This is a genomic window from Nonomuraea mangrovi, assembly GCF_042681425.1.
Classification (GTDB): Bacteria; Actinomycetota; Actinomycetes; order Streptosporangiales; family Streptosporangiaceae; genus Nonomuraea; species Nonomuraea mangrovi.
The window spans coordinates 20,207-40,850 of the sequence record NZ_JBHUFV010000096.1; the positions used below are offsets into that span (position 1 = coordinate 20,207).

General features: G+C 70.5%; 15 protein-coding genes. 9 read left to right on the forward strand and 6 right to left on the reverse strand.

What is annotated here, in order from left to right:
* Positions 1 to 12 precede the first annotated feature (12 nt).
* From ACFSKW_RS50660 to ACFSKW_RS50685, 6 genes are all read right to left on the reverse strand, one after another.
* Positions 13 to 2,421: a glycoside hydrolase family 2 protein gene (locus tag ACFSKW_RS50660; RefSeq protein WP_379582314.1), complete on the reverse strand. Its 2,409-nt coding sequence runs from the start codon at positions 2,419 to 2,421 to the stop codon at positions 13 to 15.
* Between the two features lie 39 nt (positions 2,422 to 2,460).
* The gene (locus ACFSKW_RS50665; protein WP_379582316.1) at positions 2,461 to 3,087 is read right to left on the reverse strand and encodes an alkaline phosphatase family protein; all 627 of its coding nucleotides are present in this window, start codon (positions 3,085 to 3,087) and stop codon (positions 2,461 to 2,463) included.
* The gene (locus ACFSKW_RS50670; protein WP_379582318.1) at positions 3,084 to 3,923 is read right to left on the reverse strand and encodes a carbohydrate ABC transporter permease; all 840 of its coding nucleotides are present in this window, start codon (positions 3,921 to 3,923) and stop codon (positions 3,084 to 3,086) included. The genes ACFSKW_RS50665 and ACFSKW_RS50670 overlap by 4 nt, the downstream gene beginning before the upstream one ends.
* Complete coding sequence (locus ACFSKW_RS50675; protein WP_379582320.1) at positions 3,920 to 4,909, reverse strand: carbohydrate ABC transporter permease; 990 nt, start codon at positions 4,907 to 4,909, stop codon at positions 3,920 to 3,922. The genes ACFSKW_RS50670 and ACFSKW_RS50675 overlap by 4 nt, the downstream gene beginning before the upstream one ends.
* 6 nt (positions 4,910 to 4,915) lie before the next feature.
* Positions 4,916 to 6,418 carry an ABC transporter substrate-binding protein gene (locus ACFSKW_RS50680; protein ID WP_379582322.1) on the reverse strand — a complete coding sequence of 501 codons (1,503 nt, stop codon included), beginning with the start codon at positions 6,416 to 6,418 and terminating at the stop codon, positions 4,916 to 4,918.
* 68 nt (positions 6,419 to 6,486) lie between these two features.
* The gene (locus ACFSKW_RS50685; RefSeq protein ID WP_379582324.1) at positions 6,487 to 7,524 is read right to left on the reverse strand and encodes a LacI family DNA-binding transcriptional regulator; all 1,038 of its coding nucleotides are present in this window, start codon (positions 7,522 to 7,524) and stop codon (positions 6,487 to 6,489) included.
* Positions 7,525 to 7,776: 252 nt separating this feature from the next.
* Here ACFSKW_RS50685 and ACFSKW_RS50690 point away from each other — a divergent pair, with 252 nt between their 5' ends.
* From ACFSKW_RS50690 to ACFSKW_RS50730, 9 genes are all read left to right on the forward strand, one after another.
* Positions 7,777 to 8,886, forward strand: coding sequence for an ROK family transcriptional regulator (locus ACFSKW_RS50690; protein ID WP_379582326.1), 1,110 nt, complete (start codon positions 7,777 to 7,779; stop codon positions 8,884 to 8,886).
* A 136-nt stretch (positions 8,887 to 9,022) separates the two neighbouring features.
* Entirely contained in the window at positions 9,023 to 10,792 is a 1,770-nt protein-coding gene (locus ACFSKW_RS50695) for a glycoside hydrolase family 35 protein (RefSeq protein WP_379582328.1), read from the forward strand.
* A 46-nt stretch (positions 10,793 to 10,838) separates the two neighbouring features.
* Positions 10,839 to 12,845, forward strand: a complete 2,007-nt coding sequence (locus ACFSKW_RS50700; RefSeq protein ID WP_379582330.1) for a right-handed parallel beta-helix repeat-containing protein — start codon at positions 10,839 to 10,841, stop codon at positions 12,843 to 12,845.
* A 160-nt stretch (positions 12,846 to 13,005) separates the two neighbouring features.
* Positions 13,006 to 14,256, forward strand: coding sequence for a Gfo/Idh/MocA family protein (locus ACFSKW_RS50705; RefSeq protein WP_379582332.1), 1,251 nt, complete (start codon positions 13,006 to 13,008; stop codon positions 14,254 to 14,256).
* Between the two features lie 12 nt (positions 14,257 to 14,268).
* Positions 14,269 to 15,546 carry an ABC transporter substrate-binding protein gene (locus ACFSKW_RS50710; protein WP_379582334.1) on the forward strand — a complete coding sequence of 426 codons (1,278 nt, stop codon included), beginning with the start codon at positions 14,269 to 14,271 and terminating at the stop codon, positions 15,544 to 15,546.
* A 4-nt stretch (positions 15,547 to 15,550) separates the two neighbouring features.
* Entirely contained in the window at positions 15,551 to 16,495 is a 945-nt protein-coding gene (locus tag ACFSKW_RS50715; protein ID WP_379582336.1) for a carbohydrate ABC transporter permease, read from the forward strand.
* The gene (locus tag ACFSKW_RS50720; protein WP_379582338.1) at positions 16,492 to 17,358 is read left to right on the forward strand and encodes a carbohydrate ABC transporter permease; all 867 of its coding nucleotides are present in this window, start codon (positions 16,492 to 16,494) and stop codon (positions 17,356 to 17,358) included. The genes ACFSKW_RS50715 and ACFSKW_RS50720 overlap by 4 nt, the downstream gene beginning before the upstream one ends.
* Before the next feature lie 20 nt (positions 17,359 to 17,378).
* The gene (locus tag ACFSKW_RS50725; RefSeq protein ID WP_379582340.1) at positions 17,379 to 19,799 is read left to right on the forward strand and encodes a discoidin domain-containing protein; all 2,421 of its coding nucleotides are present in this window, start codon (positions 17,379 to 17,381) and stop codon (positions 19,797 to 19,799) included.
* A 60-nt stretch (positions 19,800 to 19,859) separates the two neighbouring features.
* Entirely contained in the window at positions 19,860 to 20,639 is a 780-nt protein-coding gene (locus tag ACFSKW_RS50730; protein ID WP_379582342.1) for an endonuclease/exonuclease/phosphatase family protein, read from the forward strand.
* The last annotated feature ends 5 nt before the right edge of the window (positions 20,640 to 20,644 follow it).

The window sequence follows — 20,644 nt, forward strand, 5'->3', positions numbered from 1 at the left end:
GGTGACTCCAGGTCAGGCGGTTCGACGGGGGTTGACGCAGAGAAGGGCGCCGTCGAGCTGGTCCGGTTCGCCCGTCCAGCCGTGCACGGCGACGGTGTGGCGCTCGCCGGGCAGCAGGGTGGTCAGGCCCTGATCGGCGGCGGCCGCGGGGTGCAGCCGGTCGGCGTGCAGGTACAGGTCGCGGATCAGGGTGCGCGCGGTGATCGTCACCTGGCAGCCGGTGGCGGTGGGGTGCACCTCGACGTCCATGCGGGGCGGCGGGTAGGCGAAGTCGCGGTCGGGGCAGGCGAACCGCCACGCCCGCAGGCCGTCGCCCTCGGCGATCCAGAACTCCCGGGTGACGTCCTCGGCGGCGGCCAGGCCGGCGGGCAGTTCCAGCGTGACCACGGTGCGCGCGGCCGCGTGGAAGGGCAGCTCCGCTTCGGCCAGGACGGCGCCGTCGACCCGCATCCGCCGCACCCGCAGGCTGCCCTCCCAGGGCGTCGCGGCCTGGTTGATCATCGCGGCCCGGTCCTCGCGCAGGGTGAGCAGCCGGTCGGCGTACAGGCGGCGGAGCTCGAAGTAGAGCGGTTTGAGCCGGGCGTCGCCGTCGATGGCGGACCAGGAGATGACCGGCCAGCAGTCGTTGAGCTGCCAGACGATCGTGCCCGCGCACACGGGCCAGTTCGCGCGCCAGTGCTCGATGCCGGTGGCGATCGCTCGGGCCTGCACCACCTGAGTGAGATGGTGCCAGTCGTCGAACGACGCCGGGGGGTCGAAGTGGCGGGCCAGGCCGCGGGCCAGCTTGCCCGCGCCGTCGGCGGCCTTCTGGCGGTGGTTCAGCAGCGGTGAGTCCGCCGACAGCTCCGCGTCGGACAGCGCGCGGCGCAGCGTCGCCCAGGCGGCCGGGGCCTGCCAGCCGAACTCGGCCACGAACCTGGGCACGTCGAGGGTGTAGTCGGCGTAGTCGGTCTCGTTCCACACGGTCCAGGAATGGGTGGTGCCGTGGGCGGGATCGTTGGGGTGCCGGCTCCATGAGCCCGACCAGGGGCTGCCGGGCCAGTAGGGGCGGGTGGGGTCGGTGTCGGCCACGATCCTGGGCAGCAGGCCGAGGTAGTAGCCCTCGCCCCAGGAGGCGCCGGCCAGTCGCTCCTCCCAGCCCCAGTCGCGAAATCCCCACAGGTTCTCGTTGTTGCCGTTCCACACCACCAGGGAGGGATGCGGCATGAGCCTGGCCACGTTCTCCCGCGCCTCGGCGTCGATCTCGCCGCGCAGCGGCTCCTCCTCGCTGTAGGCGCCGCACGCGAACAGGAAGTCCTGCCACACCAGCAGCCCGAGCTCGTCGCAGGCGTCGTAGAACGCCTCGTCCTCGTAGATGCCGCCGCCCCACACGCGGATCAGGTCGATGTTCGCCTCGGTGGCCTGGGTGAGCCGACGCCGGTAGCGTCCTGGAGTGACGCGGCTGGGGAAGACGTCGTCGGGGATCCAGTTGACGCCGCGGGTGAAGATCCGCTCCCCGTTGACCACCAGCGTGAACCCGCTGCCGTGGGGGTCGGCCCTGGTGTCCAGCTCGACCGTGCGGAAGCCGATCCTGCGCTCCCATCGGTCCAGCTCACGGCCGTCGGCCGACAGCACCACCACGCAGTCGTACAGCGCCTGCTCGCCGTAGCCCCTGGGCCACCACAGGGCGGCCCGCGGCACCTCGGCCACCACCACGGCCTCGGTGCGATCCGGCGGGATTTGCGCTCGCGCGGTCACCTCGCCGACCCTCACCAGCACCTCCAGCGGCCGGTCGCGGGACGTGCGCGCCACCTCCAGACGCAGCTCCACCCGGCCGTCGCGGTCGTCGACGGTCACCAGCGGCCGCACCCGGGCGAGCCTGGCGGTGTTCCACCGCTCCAGCCGCGCCGGCCGCCACATGCCCGCCGTGACCAGCGTCGGCCCCCAGTCCCAGCCGAACGAGCAGGCCATCTTGCGCACGAAGTTGAACGGCTCGGTGTAGGTGGTGGGCCGGTCCCCCACCTCCTTGCGCACCGCCTCGGCCTCGGTGTAGGCCGAGGTGAACCGCACCGACAGCGGGCCGGCGGCCCCGGTCACGTCGAAGCGGTACGAGCGATGCATGTTGCGCGTACGTCCCAGCACCCGGTCGCCGACCCGGATCTCGGCCACCGTGTCCAGCCCGTCGAACACCAGGTCGGTGTGCTCGTAGGCGTCGTCGAGCTCGGGCAGCCACGTCTGGTAGAGCCAGTCGGTCCGGCCCACCCAGGCGAGCTTCGACTCGTTGTCGTCCAGGAACGGATCCGGCACCAGCCCCGCCGCCAGCAGGTCGGTGTGCACGCACCCCGGCACCCTGGCCGCCAGTACCGTCCCGTCGGGCAACGGACTGGGCGAATCCGGACGAACCGTCCATCCGGTGTCCAGGGGAATCAGCAACGACACCATGTCTCCTCTTGATGGATCACTACGTGGCAAGGCGGTCGGTCATCCGGGGCGCGGAGAGAAGGGCCGGCCCGCCAGCGCCCATTCCCGGCGCGGCTCGACGCCCAGCGCGGCCAGCACGTGCGCGTGCACGTCGGCCTGTTCCAGCCGGGCGGGCGGCTCGGCGGGCACGCCGGGCCCGCAGGCGGCGATCCAGGCCGTGCGTTCCGCCTCGCTGTCCCCACCGTGGCCGCCGACGACGTCCACGTGCCCGTGGTCGGTCACCGCGATCAGGGTCCACCGCTCCCCCGCGTACGAGGGCCGGCGGCGGATGGCGGCCAGCACCCGGCCGATCCGCCGGTCGCAGCTCTCGACGGCCGCGGTGTAGGCGGGGGTGAGCCCTTCCTCGTGCGCCACGACGTCGGGCAGGCGCACCCGCGTCAAGAAGTCCGGATATTTCGCGATTTGGTGGCCGGTCAGGTCGTTGTCGTAGATGCCGTGTCTGTCGGCCAGGACCCCGGTGGCGATCGTGGCCCAGCCGGGGCCGGAGATCGTCGGGGCGGCGTCGTTGACGCGGACCGGGGCCAGGAAGCCGGCGGCCGCGATGGCGTCCAGTTCCGGGGTGCGGGCGGCCAGGAGCGTGTCATGGCGCACCCCGTCCAGGCCGAAGACGACCACGTGCGGCCTCATGCCTTCACCGCCCCGGCGATGGCCTCGACGATGTAGCGCTGGGCGACGATGAACACGATCACGATCGGGGCGAGGGAGATGATCGCCCCGGCGCACAGCAGCGTCCAGTTGGTGGTGGTCTGGTTGGTGAAGGCGTACAGGCCCACGCCGACGGTGCGCAGCTCGGGCCTGCCCAGCGTGAACACCAGCGGCAGGAAGAAGTTGTTCCACGAGCTGATGAACGTGAACAGCCCGAGCGTGGCCGCCATCGGCTTGGCCAGCGGCAGCATCACGCGGAAGAACAACGTGTTGAAGCCGGCGCCGTCCACCCGCGCCGCCTCCTCCAGCTCGCGCGGCATGGTGGAGAAGTAGGCCATGAACATGAACGTGCCGAACACCAGACCGCCCCCGACCTGGACGAGGATCACCGACCACAGCGTGTTGAGCAGCCCGAGCGCGTTCACCAGGTCGAAGACGGGGATGATCGTGTATCCGTGCGGCAGCAGGAACGTGATCATGATGACGCCGATCACGATCTTCTTGCCCGGGAACGTGGTCCTGGCCAGGGCGAATCCGGCCATCGCGGTGAAGAGCAGGGTGAGGAGCACGCTGGTCACGGAGATGATCAGGGTGTTCATGAAGTACGTGCCGAAGCTGGCCTCCTGCCACGCCTGGGCGTAGTTCTCCCAGCGCGGCGCCGGCGGGATCAGGCTCAGTCCGGTGTCGAGGAAGTCGAGTTTCGACTTCAGCGAGCTGCCGACCGCCCACAGGAACGGGTAGACGTAGGCGAACCCGAAGCCGAGCAGCAGGATGTGGGTCAACGCGCGGCGGGCGGGCGCGGTGCCGAGGCGGTTCATGCGCGCTCCCTGCGGGCCCGGAGCCTCTTGATCGCCAGCATCTGGCACGCCGTGAGCACCAGCAGGAGCAGCCCGAAGAAGAAGGAGGCGGCCGAAGCCAGCCCGATGTCCGGGTCGGTCACCCTGCCGGTGCCCACCTGGCCGAACGCCTGGCGGTAGACGTAGGTGTTGACCACGTCGGAGGCGAAGTAGGGGCCGCCGCCGGTCAGCACCATGACCAGGTCGAAGACCTGCAGGCTGCCGATGATCGCCAGGAACAGGATCACCAGGCCCACGTTGCGCAGGCCGGGTACGGTGACGTGCGCGAATCTGGCGATCCGGCCGGCGCCGTCGAGCTGGGCGGCCTCGTACAGGTCCTTCGGGATGGTCTGCAGCCCGGCCAGGAAGTAGATCAGGTTGTAGCCGAGCGTGTTCCAGATGCCGATGACGATGACCGTCCACAACACCGTGTTGGGGTCGCCGAGGAACTGCAGCGGCCGGTCGATGAGGCCGAGGCCGGTCAGCGGCTCGCTGAGCGCGTCGCCGAAGTTGGCCAGCATCAGCTTGAGCACGATGCCCACGATCGCGATCGAGGTGACCGCGGGCAGGAAGTAGATCGCCCGGTAGAACGTGGAGCCGCGCAGCTTCGGGTTGTTCAGCACCAGTGCCAGGGCAAGCGCCAGGTCGAGCTGGACCGGGACCAGGACGATCGTGTAAAGGGCGGCGTTGGCCAGCGAGTTCCAGAAGTAGCCGTCGGCGACCACCTCGCGGAAGTTGGCCAGGCCGACGAAGTCGGTGGGCTCCCCGATGCCGTCCCAGTCGTAGAGGGTGTAGCCGAGCGAGGCGAAGATCGGGTAGACGGTGAAGGCCCCGGTGAGCACGGCGAACGGCAGCAGGTACGCGTACGACCAGCCGTTGGCCCGCACGCGGCGCCACAGCGAGGGGCCGTGCCGCGGTCCGGCGGCCGGGCCCGGCACGCGGGCCCGGGTGAGCTGAGTGGTCGGCATCGGGGCTCAGGCTCCGAGGTAGGCGGGGATGTCCCACTTGTAGGGCTTGGTGAGGTCCCAGTCGGCGAAGACGTAGTCGTCCCTGCTCACCTTGTGGCCGTCCTTGTTGGCCTTCTCCAGCGCCTTGACGAACTCCCTCTCCAGGTCCTCGGCCAGCTTGGTGAGCGCCGCGCGCATGTCCTTGATCTGGCCGGTGTACAGGCCGGTGCAGATGTCCTCGAAGCTGGGGGTGACGGGCTTGGGCACGACGTGGATGGTGGCCGGGTTGCGCAGCGACGGCTGCGGGCCGGGCAGCACGAGCTCGGCCCCGGCGACGAACTGGGCGAACGGCGGGAAGTCGATCTTGCTGGGGTCGTTGGCCTCCGGGTGGATCGAGACGCCGCCCTTGAGCTCCTGCACGAACCGCGCGGCGGCGTCCTTGCCGTGCCACCATTTGAACCACTCCCACGCCTGGTCGGGGTTCTTGGCGGTGGCGGAGATGGCCAGGTGGACCGAGCCGGCGCCGCGGTAGAAGAAGCTCTTGCGCTGCCCGTCCTGCGGGACCATGGTGACGGTCGTGTAGTCGGTGAAGCCGAGGTCGGTCCAGCCGGGCTGGTTCCACACGCCGCCCACGATCATGCCGAACTTGCCGCGGGCGAAGTGCTGGCGGGAGATCTCGTCGTCGATGCTGAGTGACTGGGGGAAGATGTAGCCCTTGTCGCGCCATTCGAGGAAGAGCGTGAGGAAGTCGAGGTAGGGACGCTCGGTGCGCAGGGTGAACGCGCCGGTCCTCGGGTCCAGGCCGCCCGGGGTGCTCGACGGGAGCGTGGCCGGCGTGCCCGAGCCGTTGACGAAGAAGTTGACCCACCAGGGGATGATGGGGAAGGCGCTGTTGCCGAAGCCCAGGCCGTGCACGCCGCCGTTGCCCTTCTTGGTGATCTGCTCGGCGAACAGCGTCACGTCGTCCCAGTTCTTGGGGATCTTGACGGTGCCGTCCGCCTCCACCAGGCCGGCGTCCTTGAAGACCTGGTTGTTGAGGTAGAGCTGCACGTCGGTCGCGTACCCGTCGAACGGCGCCGAGTAGATCTTGCCGTCGGCCGCGTTGACGCCCTCGACGAAGGAGTAGGCCGGGAAGGTCTTCTGCCACTCCAGCGTGGCGTACTTGGACAGGTCCAGGACGCGGCCCTCCTGGATGTGCTCGTCCAGCCGGTCCTGGGCGACCATGAACACGTCGGGCAGGTTGCCGCCGCGCGCGGCCAGGTCGAGCAGGTTCTCGAGGTTGCCGCTGGCCTGCATCGTGCGCTCGATCGTGATGCCGGGGTTGGCCGCCTGGAAGAGCTCGATCTCCTTCTTCACCCAGGGCTCCTGGGTGGCCCACTTGTCCCAGTGAGTGATGACCGCCTGCTTGCCGCCGCTCTTGGCCGGGGCCGCGCCGCCGCCCGGACCGCTGCAGGCCGCCAGTGCGGCCAGGCCGCCGACGCCGGTCAGGAATCCGCGCCTGGACATGGCGAAGTTACGGTGATCGGACATGGGTCGTTCCTTACTGCTGGTGGGGATGGGGGGATTCAGCGCACGCCCTGTCGGTGGGGAGGGGCGATTCAGCGCATGGGCGACGGGGGCGCGGTGGAGCCGCGCACGATCAGCTGGGGCGCCGGCGATTCCGGCGTGGTCCGCCGCCCCTCGATCTGGGCCAGGAGCAGTTCGGCCGCGACCGCTCCGACCGCCACGGGGTCCTGCCTGACGGTGGTCAGCGGCGGGTGCAGGTGCGCCGCCTCGGGGTTGTCGTCGAAACCGGTGACGGACAGGTCACCGGGTACTTCCAGGCCGGCTTCGCGGGCCACGGACATGCCGGCGATGGCCATCAGATCGCTGGCGTAGATGATCGCCGTGGGCCTTCGGCGCAGCAGCCGCCGGGTCGCGGCCGCGCCGCCCTCGCCGGTGAAATGCCCGGCGTCGTGCAGGTCGGCGGGCAGGCCGTGGGAACGCATGGCCTGCCGCCAGGCGTCGAGGCGGGACGTGGAGTGCCGGTAGACGGGCGCCCCCTCGACGAACGCGATCTTCCGGTGGCCGAGTTCCACGAGATGCCCGACCGCGGCGGCGATGCCGTCGCCGTCACGGATGCCCACCACGGGAACCTGGCCGCAGTCCGTCCCCGCAGGGCCGACCGCGACGGCGGGCAGCCCGAGTGCGGGCAGCAGCGCCGGACGCTGGTCGCCGTCACGGATGTCCAGCAGGAACGCGCCGTCGATGCGGCGTTCGCGCACCAGCTGCCGGTAGCTGTCGGCCTCCTTCTCCGCGTCCTCGCCCACGACCTGAAGCACCAGCACCGACCCGCTGCCGTCGAGCACGCTCTCCACGCCGCCGAGGAATCCGGCGAAGAACGGGTCCACTGCGAGCTGCCGGGGGGCCCTGGCGAGCACCAGCCCGACGGCGAACGCGCGGGAGCGGAGCATGGCCCTGGCGTGGATGCTGGGCCGCCAGTTGAGTTGCTCGGCGACCTGTTTGACGCGCCGCCGGGTCTCCTCGCTCACGCCGGGCTTGTCGTTCAGCGCCAGCGAGACGGCTCCCTTCGACACTCCGGCCAGCCGGGCGACATCGGCAATCGTCGGAGGAGTTCCCGGGGTCTCTGGGGACACATCTCCTGGCTCGCCCATGCTTCTCCGGCCTCTCGTAGGTTTACTCAATGCATTTAGTAGTCGCAGAGATCGGAGCAAGTCAACCGTTGACATCGTTGTCATCCCAGCCCTACGCTCGCGCCCACCACCCCGCCGGTCCCTCGACTTGCGGCTACTAATGATGGCTGTTTTCATTTGTCTGCTGACGTTGTTCATCGAGGGAGCGGCATGCGGGTACGCGGCAGTGACACTTCCAGGCTGAGACGGATCAACATGGTCACTGCCCTGCGCGCGCTGCGTGGGCACGGCGCGATCGGCCTGACCGAGCTGGCCTCGCGGGCCGGGCTGTCCAGGCCCACCGTCGAAGGGCTGGCGGAGGACCTGCTGGCCTCGGGCTGGCTGGCCGAGTCGCCGCCGGAGACCGGCCAGATGGGCAGGCCCAGGAGGCTGTTCCGCTTTCGCGCGGAGGCCGGGTACGTGCTCGGCGTGGACGTCGGCTCGTTCTCCGTGCGCGCGCTCGTCTGCGACCTGGAAGGCCACGTCGTGGGCCGGTCCGTCACCCGGCTGACGTCGGAGGCGAGCCGGGCGGACAGGCTGGACGGTGTCAGGAGCGCCGCCCGCGGGGCGTTGCGGGACGCGGGTCTCGACGCCGGCCGCCTGATGGCCGCCTGCGTCGGCACCACGGGCGTGGTGACGCGGGAGGGCGTGGTCAAGCTCTCCGTGGCCCTGCCCGAGTGGACGGGCGTCGACCTGGTGGCCGAGCTGAATGACGACATCGGACCCGTGGTCCTGGTGGAGAACGACTGCAACCTCGCGGCGCTGGCCGAGCGGTGGACGGGCGTCGCGACGGGCGCGCGGGACCTGGTCTTCGTGCTGTCGGGCGTGCGTACCGGCGCCGGTCTGCTGATCGGCGGCGAACTGTACGCAGGCGGACGCGGCATGGCCGGCGAGATCGGCGCGTTGCCGCTGGTCGGCTGGCATCGTGCCCCCTCACACCTGGCCGGGTTCCCCGGCCTTCCGGCGGGAACGCCCGCCGAGGAGGTGGCCGGGCTGGTCTTCGCGGCCGCCAGGCAGGGCGATCCCGCCGCGCGCTGGGCGGTCGAGCAGTACGCCCATGACCTGGCCGAGGGCATCGCCGCGCTGGTACTGACGATGGACCCCGACCTGGTCGTGATCGGCGGCGGCGTCTCCCGGTCGGGTGACGTCCTACTGGAGCCGTTGCGCCGCCATCTCGACCCGCTCTGCCTGGAACCGCCGGAGCTGGCCGTCTCGACCCTGGGAGACCAGGCGGTCGTGCTCGGCGCGGTGCGGCACGCCCTCGACCACGTCGACGCCCGCCTGTACGACGTGGACGCCACGCTGCCCGAGGCCCAGCCCTCCTGACGTCGGTGCGGCCGGAATCGGCCGTCACGACGGGCACGCAGCGGGCTCTTGACGGGAAGGCGCTTGCCCACACATATTTAGCCTCGCTTCGTTAATAAGTCGGGCAGTGCTCGACGCGCAGGAGAAGAGCGCTTCCATGTCCATGAGCCGCCGCTTCCAGGCCACCCGCCAGGCCCTCACCCTCGACGGTGAGCCGTTCCAGGTGTTGTCGGGCGCCATGCACTACTTCAGGACGCTCCCCCAGCAGTGGCCCGACCGTCTCAACAAGCTGCGGGCGATGGGGCTGAACACAGTCGAGACGTACGTGCCGTGGAACCTGCACGAGCCCCGTCCTGGCGAGTTCACCTTCACCGGCCTGGCCGACGTGGAGGGCTTCCTCACCGCCGCCGAGGAGGCCGGGCTGTACGCGATCGTCCGCCCCGGCCCCTACATCTGCGCGGAATGGGAGAACGGCGGCATCCCGGCCTGGATGGAGTTCCGGCGGCGCTGCCACGACCCCCGCTGGCTGGAGCCCGTCGACCGCTGGTTCGACGAGCTGATGCCGCGGATCGCCGCGCGGCAGGTCAGCCGGGGCGGCAACGTCCTGATGGTGCAGGTCGAGAACGAGTACGGATCCTACGGCGACGACCACGTCTACCTGCGCCACCTGGCAGGGGGCCTGGTCCGCAGGGGGATCGACGTGCCACTGTTCACCTCCGACGGAAGCTGGGGCCTCATGGTCACCGGCGGCACCGTGCCGGAGATCTACGCGACCGCCAACTTCGGCAGCGACCCGGCCGGTCACTTCGCCGAATTCGCCAGAAACCGCGACGACCCCGAGTTCTGCATGGAGTTCTGGAACGGCTGGTTCGACCACTGGGGCGAGGAGCACCACGTACGCGACCCGGACGAGGTCGCCAAGCTGCTCGACGAGATGCTCACCCGGGGCGCGTCGGTCAACCTCTACATGGCGCACGGCGGCACCAACTTCGGTTTCATGGCCGGCGCGAACGCGGGGGGCGAGCAGGCCGACGGCAGGTACGAGCCGACGGTCACCTCCTACGACTACGACGCGCCGATCTCCGAGCACGGCGAGCCGACCGCCAAGTTCTGGGCCTACCGCGAGGTCCTCGGCCGCCACACCGAGCTGCCGCCCGCGCCGTCCCGCGAGCCGGTCGCCACGCTGCCCGCGCAAGAGATCGCCTGCGAGGCCCGCCTGAGCCTGCTGGACTGCCTGGACGTGCTCTCCACCGGCACGGTGCGCAGCGCCGTTCCCCGTACGTTCGAGGAGCTCGGCCAGGCGTACGGGCTGGCGGTCTACCGGGGCCAGGTGCCCGGACCGCGGCCGGAGGCGCTGCCGCTGACGGTCACCGGCCTGCACGACCGGGCCCGCGTGCTGATCGACGGCGTCCCTCGGGCGACCCTGGAGCGTGACGCCGTCACCTCGCTGCCCCTCGCCACCCCGGAGCGCGGCGTGGAGGTGACGCTGGTCGTCGAGGCGATGGGCCGCGTCAACTACGGCCCGATCCAGGGCGAGAGCAAGGGCGTCACCGGCGGCGTGCGGCACGAGCGGCAGTTCGTCTTCGGCTGGGAGATCGACCCCGTCCCGCTCGACTCGATCGAGGCCCTGCCCTGGGGGCGCGAGACCAGCGCCGCAGGGCCGTCGTTCCACCGCGCGACCCTGCACGTCGAGGAGGTCAGAGACGGATTCGTCGCGCTGCCCGGCTGGGGCAAGGGCTACGTCTGGGTCAACGGCTTCAACCTCGGCCGCTACTGGTCGCGCGGCCCGCAGGTCACCCTCTACCTGCCCTGGCCGCTGCTGCGCCGGGGCGCCAACGACCTCGTCGTGCTGGAGCTCGACGAGGCGCCCGCGCAGCCGCGGGTCGAGATCCGCGCGGCTCCCGACCTGGGAGAGAGCCGCAGCTGACCGGCCCCAGGCCGCCCCGGCCTGGAGCCACAGGAGAAGGAGCACCATGGCACGTGGTCCACGCCTGGCCGGAACGGTCCTCGCGGCCGTCCTGGCCGTGACCGGGTTACCGGTCCTCACCCCCGCCGCGTACGCAATGAGCACCGCCTACTTCATCGATCCGAACGGTGATGACAACGCCGACGGCCGCAGCCCCGCGACGGCCTGGAAGACCCTCGGCAAGGTCAACGCCCAGACCTTCCAGCCGGGGGACACCGTCGGCTTCAAGGCCGGAGGCCAGTGGAACGGCCGGCTCGCCCCCAACGGGTCGGGCACGAGCGCCGCCCCGATCACGTTCACCTCCTACGGCACCGGCGCCAAGCCGCTCATCGCGGGCGGCGGCACGGTGGACGCCGCCGTCAAACTGCAGAACCAGCACGACGTCGTGGTCAGCGGCCTGGAGGTGACCAACTCCGGCTCCGGGACCACTCCGCGCATCGGCATCGGCGTCAGCGCCACCGACGCGGGCGCCGTGCCGGGCATCGCCATCCGCGGCAACCACGTGCACGCCATCCAGGGCGCCACCTCGGGCAGCCAGTCGTCCAACCCGTCGGCGGGCGGGATCATCGTCAGCGCGCGGGGCAAGGACGTCCCCACCTATTTCCAGAACCTGCGCATCGAGGACAACGAGGTCGCCGACTCCCGCTCGTACGGCATCGTCACCTGGTCGCAGTGGATGCAACGTGAGGGCTGGAACTCCCTGTGGGAGGACCTGATGGGCGTCCCCGCGGCCGACTACCGTCCGTGGACGCCGAGCACCGGCGTCGTCGTCCGCGGCAACAACGTGCACGACATCTCCGCGGGCGGCATCACGGTCATGCAGGCCGCCGGCGCCCTCATCGAGCGCAACCGGGTGGACAGGACCGCGCAGAACCACGGCAACGTCGGCATCTGGTGGGCCGGGACCGACGACACGGTGGTGCAGTTCAACGAGGTGTCCGGGACGAAGTACTGGGGCCTGGCCGGCGACGGCAACGCCTTCGACGCCGACGCCTCCGCCCACCGCAGCCTGGTGCAGTACAACTTCAGCCACGACAACGAGGGCGGCTTCTTCATCGCCGTCTCCACCGGCAGCGCTCCGGCCGAGGCGACGATCCGCTACAACGTCAGCCAGGGTGACGCCAACCAGGTGTTCGCCCTGTCGACCAACGCCACCGACATCGACGTCTACAACAACACCATCTGGGTGCCGCTGACGCCCTTCATCCGCGACCACCCGGACCGGGCCTCGTTCAGCCTGGTCAAGGTGTGGAACTCCAGCGTCGGCAGCGTCAGGTTCCGCAACAACGTCATCCACAACGGCGCGAACCTGCCCTACAACGACAGTGGCAAGGTCGTCTACGACCGCAACCTGTTCCACGGCGGGCCGGTGCCTGCCAAGGACAAGGCCGCGCTGACCGGCGATCCGCTGCTGACCTCGCCCGGCTCGGCGACCTCGATCAGCGCCCTCGGCGGCTACCTGCCGACCGCCGCCTCGCCGGCGCTCGCCCAGGGCCTGGAGGTCGCCTCCGACGGCGGCCGGGACGCGGCCGGCACCGCGCTGCCCTCGGGCATGCCCGACCTCGGCGGGCTGCAGCGCGCCGCGGGCCCGGGCGCGAACGAGGCCGCGCCGGCCGCGGCCACCACGTTCGGCAACGGGCAGTCGACCACCCCGGCCGCGCTCACCGACGGGTCCGACTACGTGACGTGGGCCAGCCCGAGCACCGGCGTCACCCTGCCCGGCAGCATCACGCTGACCTTTCCCAGCGCCCGCCGGATCTCCGAGGTCGTCCTCGCCACCCACTTCGGTCAGGGCCAGGGCATCACCAAGGTGGACGTCCAGACCTGGGACGGCTCGGCCTGGACCACCCAGGCGGCCGACGCGGCGATCACGTGGGCGAGCAACACGGCGACCGTCGAGCGCAGGGCAGTGACCCTGCCCGCGGCCGTCACCACCACCCAGCTGCGCCTGGTCGTCAAGGCGGCCAACCGCACCTGGGGCAACCTGTCCGTCAACGAGATCACGACCCGCTGACCCATACGCACGACGACCCCGGCGGGCCCACGCCCGCCGGGGTCCTCGGCGACCCTTGGCACGGCCGCGGACGCCCGCGGATCTCGTCCTTGACAGCCTCCGGCGCCAACTAATAAAAACAAGCACCATTAATAAGTCGGCCAATCCGGAGAGGACACTCATGGTCACACTCGCCGTCATCGGGGCGGGACTGCGCGGGCTCGGTTACGCCCGCCACGCCCTGGAGAGCGGCCGGGCCCGCGTCGTCGCGGTGGCGGAACCGGACCCGCGCCGGCGGCAGAGCCTCGCGGAGGAGCACGACATCCCGGCCGGGAGCGTCTTCGCTGACTGGCGCGACCTGCTGGCCCGCGACCGGCTGGCCGACGCGATCATCGTGGCCACGCAGGACCGCATGCACGTCGAGCCCGCCGTACGGGCCGCCGAACTCGGCTACCACATCCTGCTGGAGAAGCCGATGGCGCCTACCGAGGCCGACGCCGCCGCCATCGCCGAGGCCGCGCAGCGGAACGGCGTGCTGCTGGCCGTCTGCCACGTCATGCGCTACACGCCCTACACCAGGACGCTCAAGGCGCTCATCGACAAGGGACGCATCGGCCAGGTGATGAACATCCAGCACCTGGAACAGGTCGGCTGGTGGCACCAGGCGCACTCCTTCGTGCGCGGCAACTGGCGCAACGAGGCGGAGTCCGCCCCGATGCTGCTGGCCAAGGCGTGCCACGACCTGGACTGGATCATCCACCTGAAGGGCGCGCTGCCGGAGCGGGTCTCCTCCTTCGGCAACCTGGTGCACTTCCGCGCCGAGCGGCGGCCCGCCGGCGCGGCCGACCGCTGCCTCGACTGCCCGGTCGAGTCCACCTGCCCCTACTCGGCCAAGCGCATCTACCTCGGCTGCCTAGGTGATCCGCTCAAGGAGTTCTGGCCGCTGTCGGCGGTCACGCACGACCACACCGAGGCCGGCGTGCTGGCCGCGCTGCGCGAGGGGCCCTACGGCCGCTGCGTCTACGCCAGCGACAACGACGTGGTCGACACGCAGGTCGTGACCATGGAGTTCGCCGACGGCACCTCCGCCACCTGCACGGTCACCGCCTTCGCCGCCCTCGAGCACCGCAAGACGCGCGTCTTCGGCACCCACGGCTCGATCGAGGGCGACGGCGTGACCTTGCGGCTGCACGACTTCCTCACCGACAAGGTGTCGATGATCGACACCCGCGCCGACGCGGACGCCTCGGCAGCCACCGGGCACGGCGGCGGCGACGAGGCGCTGCTCGACGCGTTCGTCGCCGCGATCGCCCACGGCGACCCCTCGCTGGTGCTGACCAGCGGCCAAGAGAGCCTCGCGACACACCGGGTGGTCTGGGCGGCCGAACGCGCCAGGCACGCCGGGACCGTCGTCCCCCTCACCCTCCCATGAAAGGCCCCCATCATGCGTAAGTTGACGGCCGTCCTCACCGTCGGAGCCCTCGCCCTCGGCCTGGCCGCGTGCGGCAAGAAGAACAGCGAGACGGGCACCGCCCAGGCGGCGGCACTGGCCTACCGCTCCTCGTGGGGCGCCGACGAGCCGCAAGGCAAGATCATCAAGGCGCTCTTCGACGACTTCGCCAAGCAGACCGGCACCAAGGTCGACGTGAAGTTCGTCGGCCGCAAGGGCAACGAGAACCTGTCCACCGAGATGGCCGCGGGCCGGGGCCCCGACCTGTTCGACACCTCCACCGACAACCTGGCCACCTACGCCGCGCAGAACCTGGTCGCCTCCTTGGACGACGTGCTGGGTGCCCAGGTGCCCGGCGAGGGCAAGACGGCCAAGGACGTCCTTCCCGAGTCGGTGCGGCAGGCCTCCTCGAACGACAAGGGCCTGGCGTTCGTCCCGCACACGGTGATCTCCACCGCCGTCTGGTTCGACGCCGCCAAGCACACCGACCTGGCCGGCGCGCCGCCGCAGAGCTGGGAGGACTTCATCGCCTACCTCGACGGGGCGAAGAAGGACGGTCGCACCCCGATCGGCCAGGACGGCACGATCAACTTCTACAACGTGTACTGGTTCTACAGCATCCTCGTCCGGGCCAACGGCGCCGGCAGCCTCAAGGCGCTGGCCACCGACCCCGCCGCCTGGGACAAGCCCGAGGTCCTCGCGGCGGCCGAGAAGGTCGCCCAGCTCGCCAAGGGCGGCTACTTCCAGAAGGACTTCATGGCCACCAAGTTCCCCGCCGCCCAGGACGCATGGGCGCAGGGCCGCTACGACCTGAACCTCAACGGCACCTGGCTGGCCAGCGAGACCAAGCCGAAGCTGGCCGCGGGCGTCAAGATCGCCTCCTTCCAGCTCCCGGTGGGCGGCAAGAACTCCGTCGAGGTCGGCACGCTCGGCTGGGGCGTCAACGCCAAGGGCGCGAACGTGGCGACCGCCAAGAAGTTCCTGGCCTTCGCGCTGCAGAAGAAGTACGTCGAGCAGATCTCCACCAGCGCGCTGAACATCCCCTCGCGGGCCGACGTGCCTGCGCCCGAGCACCTGGTGGCGGTGCAGAAGGCGGTCGCCGAGGCCGCGGCCACGCACCGCACCTACGACGACGCCGCCGCCGACAAGACCTGGTGGAACGACCGCTTCCTGCCGCTGCACGACAAGCTCATCTCCGGCAGAATCGACGCCGCCGCGTTCGTCGCCGAGGGCAAGAAGACGACCGCCGACTACCTCGCGAACAAGAACTGAGCCGATGGGAGCGGGAACCCTCACCCAGGCGCCCCCCGTGGCGCCGCCGGTCAAGGCCAGGGCTCTGCGTCCGGGGCGTGAACGGGCCTTCTGGCCCTTCCTGCTCCCCGCGCTCATCGCCTACACCGCGCTGTTCGTCGCGCCCTCGCTGTTCGGGTTCTGGGTCAGCCTCAACGCCTGGGCGGGGCCGGGCTCGGAGATGACCTGGCGCGGCCTGGACAACTATCTGGCGCTGCTGGGCGACGACGCGTTCCGCACGGCGTTCGTCAACACGTTCGTGCTGGCGGTGGCCGGCGGCGGGCTGGTGTTCGGCTTCACGTTCCTGTCGATGGTGGTGCTGCGGCACATCAAGGGCCGGGCCTTCATCCGGTCCGTGATGTTCCTGCCGATGATCATCTCGATGATCGCGGTGGGGGCCGCCGTCGGCTTCCTGCTGAACCCCGAGGGCGTGGTCAACACCGCGCTCGGCTGGCTCGGGCTGGACCCGCAGCCCTGGCTCGGGCCCGACCTGGTCTTCCGCTGCATCGTGGGCGGCCTGGTGTGGTCGAGCACCGGCTTCTACGTGGCGCTGATGATGTCGGCGGTCGACTCCGTCCCCGCCCACGTCTACGAGGACGCCCAGCTCATCGGGGCCACCAGGTGGGAGCAGTTCCGGCACATCACGCTGCCGCTGACCTGGGACGTCTTCGCGGTGTCGGCCGTGCTGTGGGTGGTCAACAGCCTGAAGGTCTTCGAGATCGTGCTCGCGTTCACCACCGGCGGCACGCCGGGGAGCCCGCCGCTGCAGGCCAGGACGGTGGCGGTGCAGCAGTACTCCCTGGTGGCCGGGAACGCCGTGCCCCAGCTCGGCAACGCCGCCGCGATGGGCGTCGTGGTGCTGCTCGTCACCGCCGTGCTCATCGCCCTGACCCGGCGCATCACCAGGCGCGAACGAGTGGAGCTGTCATGAGACGCCTGATCGGAGACGTCCTGCTGCCGCGCGCCACCGCGATCGCCCTGTGGGCGTGGGTGGCCTTCAACCTGGTGCTGGTCGTCTGGGTGGGCATGCAGTCCCTCAAGGACTCCGGCGAGGTGTGGCTCAACCCCTTCTCGCTGCCCGCCGACCCGCGCTGGGACAACTACGCCTCCGCCTGGCAGGCGGCCGAGTTCTCCGCCGCCGCGCTGAACAGCACGGTCCTGACCCTGCTCGGCTCGCTGCTCATCGTGGCGCTGGCGGCGCCCGCGGCGTACGTGCTCGCTCGCTCCGACCGGCGCGTGGCCGGCCCGCTGACCGGCTACTTCGCGATGGGCCTGAGCATCCCGCTGCAGACCCTGGTCATCCCCGTCGTGGTGATCAAGCTGTCGCTCTACACCTTCATGGAGGACTGGGTCACCGGCTGGTGGGACAACCGCATCACGCTGCTGGTCTTCCAGGTGGTGCTGTCGCTGCCGTTCGCGGTGTTCGTCCTGACCGGGTACATGCGCTCGTTGCCGCACGAGATCGAGGAGGCCGCCGAGATCGACGGCGCGGGGCCGCTGCGCTCCTTCGTCCGCATCGTGCTGCCGGTCGCCAGGCCCGGCGTGATGACCGTCCTCGTGCTGAACATCATCGGCCTGTGGAACGAGACGCTGCTCGTGCTGCTGATCGCGCCGCTGCCCGAGGAGCGCACGCTGCCCGCGGCGCTGCTCAACCTCTACAGCTCCATGCAGTACAGCTCCGACTGGGGCGGCCTGTTCGCCGGGATCGTGATCCTGGTCTACCCCATGATCGTGCTCTACCTGTGGCTGGGCCGCCGCATCGTCGAAGGCATGACCGCCGGAATCGGCAAATGACCCCCCGAAAGGAACAGAGTTTGCGTACACGGTTCGGGTGGGCGGGGCTCGCCCTGCTCGCCATGATGGTGTCGCCGGCCGTACCCGCCCAGGCGGGGACGGCCGGCCCAGGGAAGACCTTCTACGTCGACGCCTCCTCAGGCGACGACGCGGCCTCGGGACGAAGCCCTGCCACGGCCTGGCGGAGCCTGGACAGAGCCGGTCAGGTGCTGCTGGGCCCGGGTGACCGGCTGCTGTTCCGCGCCGGACAGCGGTGGGAGGGCCGGCTCAGCCTGCAGGGTGCGGGCCTGCCTGGGCGTCCGGCGCTCGTCGGCTCCTACGGCGAGGGCGCCAAGCCGGTCATCGACGGGCAGGGCCAGGTGGACGCGGCCGTTCGGATCAGCAACGTGCACGACTTCACCGTCGACGGCCTGGAGGTCACCAACTACAGCGCCGACACCTCCCTCTACCGCAGCGGCGTCAACCTGTTCGCCAAGGACGCGGGCCGGCTGGAGAACGTCACGCTGCGGAACCTGAACATCCATGACGTCAACGGCCAGGGCGGCCACAGCGTCGCCGCGGCCGGACTGATCGTCTCCATCCGGGGCAACACGACGCCGACGTACTTCCACAACCTGGTCCTGGAGCGGAACGAGATCTCCAAGATCGGCTCCTACGGCGTCATCATGTGGTCCACGTGGTCCCGTCGCAGCGGCATGACCAGCCTGTACCCCGTGGAGACCGGCATCCCCGACAGCGAGGTCGTCACCTGGACGCCCAGCACCGGCGTCCGCATCCGGGACAACTACGTGCACGACGTGACCGGTGGCGGCATCACCCCCATGCACACCGCGGGCGCCGTGATCGAGCGCAACCGGGTGGAGCGCGCCGTACGCGGCAGGACCAAGACCACCGGCGGCAACGTCGGCATCTGGTGGCAGGGCAACGACGACATCGTGGTCCAGCACAACGAGGTCTCCCACACCGGGTTCAACGGCCCGGGCAGCGACGGCCACGGTTTCGACGCCGACGCCGACAACAACCGCAGCCTCGTCCAGTACAACTACAGCCACGACAACGACGGCGGCTTCTTCCTGGCGGTCTCCTTCACCGCCGCCCCGACCAAGGACACGGTCGTCCGGTACAACGTCAGCAGGAACGACGGCTACGAGGGCCTGGCCGCCTCGACCTCCACCACCGGCACCCACTTCCTCAACAACACGCTCTACATCACCGACCGCGCCGTCGAGGTCAAGCCGCCCTACAGCGGGGCGGGCACGTACCGCTTCGAGCGGGTCGTGCGCCTGTACAACAACGCGGCGGGCGTGGTCGTGCGCAACAACGTCTTCGTCAACCTCGCCGGGGCCGGCTTCGACAACAAGAACGGCGTCATCTACGACCACAACCTCTACTGGGGCACCGAGCAGCCGCCGACCGGCGCCGACCACGCGGCGGTCGTCGCCGACCCCCGGCTCGCCGCGCCCGGCCAGGAGAGCCCTGCGGGGTACCGGCCGCTCGACGGCTCGCCCGCCTTCGACGCGGGCGTGAGCGTGCCGGCCGAGCACGACTACGCGGGCACGCCCGTCGCCGACGGCGCCCCCGACCTCGGCGCCTTCCAGCGGGAGATCGCCCCCGCGAAGGTGAGCGCGTCCTTCGAACCCAAGGGCCACCTGCGGCGCCTGGCCGACCGTGACCCGGCGACCGCCTGGCGAAGCGTGCCCGAGCCGCGCCTGCCCGGCACCATCGACCTGACCAGCGCCACCGGACGCGCCTTCCGCACGGTCACGGTGTCGGCCGCGCACGCCGCCTCCCGCGCGATCACCGATGTCGAGGTGCAGACCCGCGACGACGGGGACTGGGTCACCAGGGCGAGCGGGAAGCTGGTCTGGACGACCGACGACGACACCGTCGAGCAGCAGGTGATCACCCTGCCCGAGACGATCAAGGCCGTGCAGGTCCGCCTCGTCGTCAAGGCGGCGGCGGGTGGCCCGATCCAGATCAACGAGATCGCCCTCGGCGTGCCCGCGGCGAGCGAGCCGTACCGGCCGGGGCGGACCGCGGTGGCGAGCACCACCTTCCCGACCTCGCCGACGAACACCGTGGACGCGCTCGTCGACGGCGATCCGAGCAGCCCGTGGGCATCGGTGAGCACCGGCGTCACCTTCCCCGGCGAGTTCGTGGTGGACTACGGCAAGGACCGGCGGATCGCCGCCGTCACCCTGCACACCGCCTGGGCGAAGGGCCAGGGCGTCACCGACGTCTCGCTCGACACCTGGGACGGAACCGCTTGGGTGACGCAGGCGGCCCGCCATCTGACGAACTGGCAGGAACTCAGCTCGAAGGTGGAGACCAGCACCATCACCCTGCCCAGCCCGGTCATCACGCGCAAGATCCGGCTGACCGTCCACGACGCGAACCTCCAGTGGGGCAACATCGCCCTCTACGAGATCGTCGCCTCCTGATCCACGTGCGGCCCGCGCATCGGCGCGGGCCGCACCCTCGACAGAAAAGGACGGTGGCCGTTGCCCGAGCAGCCGCCTCTACGCGTGGCCACCTTCAACATCCACCACGGACGAGGTCCGGACGACCGGCTCGACCTGCGGCGCGTCGCCAACGTGATCCGTGCCGGCCGGGCCGGCATCGCCGGTCTCCAGGAGGTGGACCGGCATTGCTCGCGCCGCAGCGAGTTCGTCGACCAGGCGGCCTGGCTGGCCGCCGAACTGGGCATGGACGTGGTCTTCGGCGCCAACCTGGACCTCGGCCCGCCCGCTCCCGGAGGCCGGCGCCGCCAGTACGGCACCGCGATCCTGTCCCGCTTCCCCATCCGCGACTCCGGCAACACCTTCCTGCCCAGGTTTCCCGGCAGCGAGCAGCGTGGACTGCTGCGGGCCACGATCGTCGTCCACGGCGTGCCCGTCCAGGTCTGCAACACCCACCTCCAGGACGACGACGCGGCCGAACGGCTGGAACAGGCACGAGCCGTTCGAGCGCTGATCACCGAACGGCCGGGGCCGGTGATCCTGACCGGGGACTTCAACGCCGTGCCCGGCGCACCTGAGATCCGCGTGCTGATCCGTTCCTTGAGGGACGCCTGGGCCCAGCCAGGCGCAGGACCGGGCCACACCTTTCCCGCCACCGGTTCCCGCATCGACTACGTGTTCACCTCGCCGGACGTCGAGGTGAGGTCGGCGACAGTCGTGCCCTGCGACGCCTCCGACCATCTGCCGGTCTTCGTGGACATGCTGCTGCCGGAACGGGTCGCTCCCCGCGTCGACGTTGCCAGTCATTTCCGCCATGAATGAAAAGA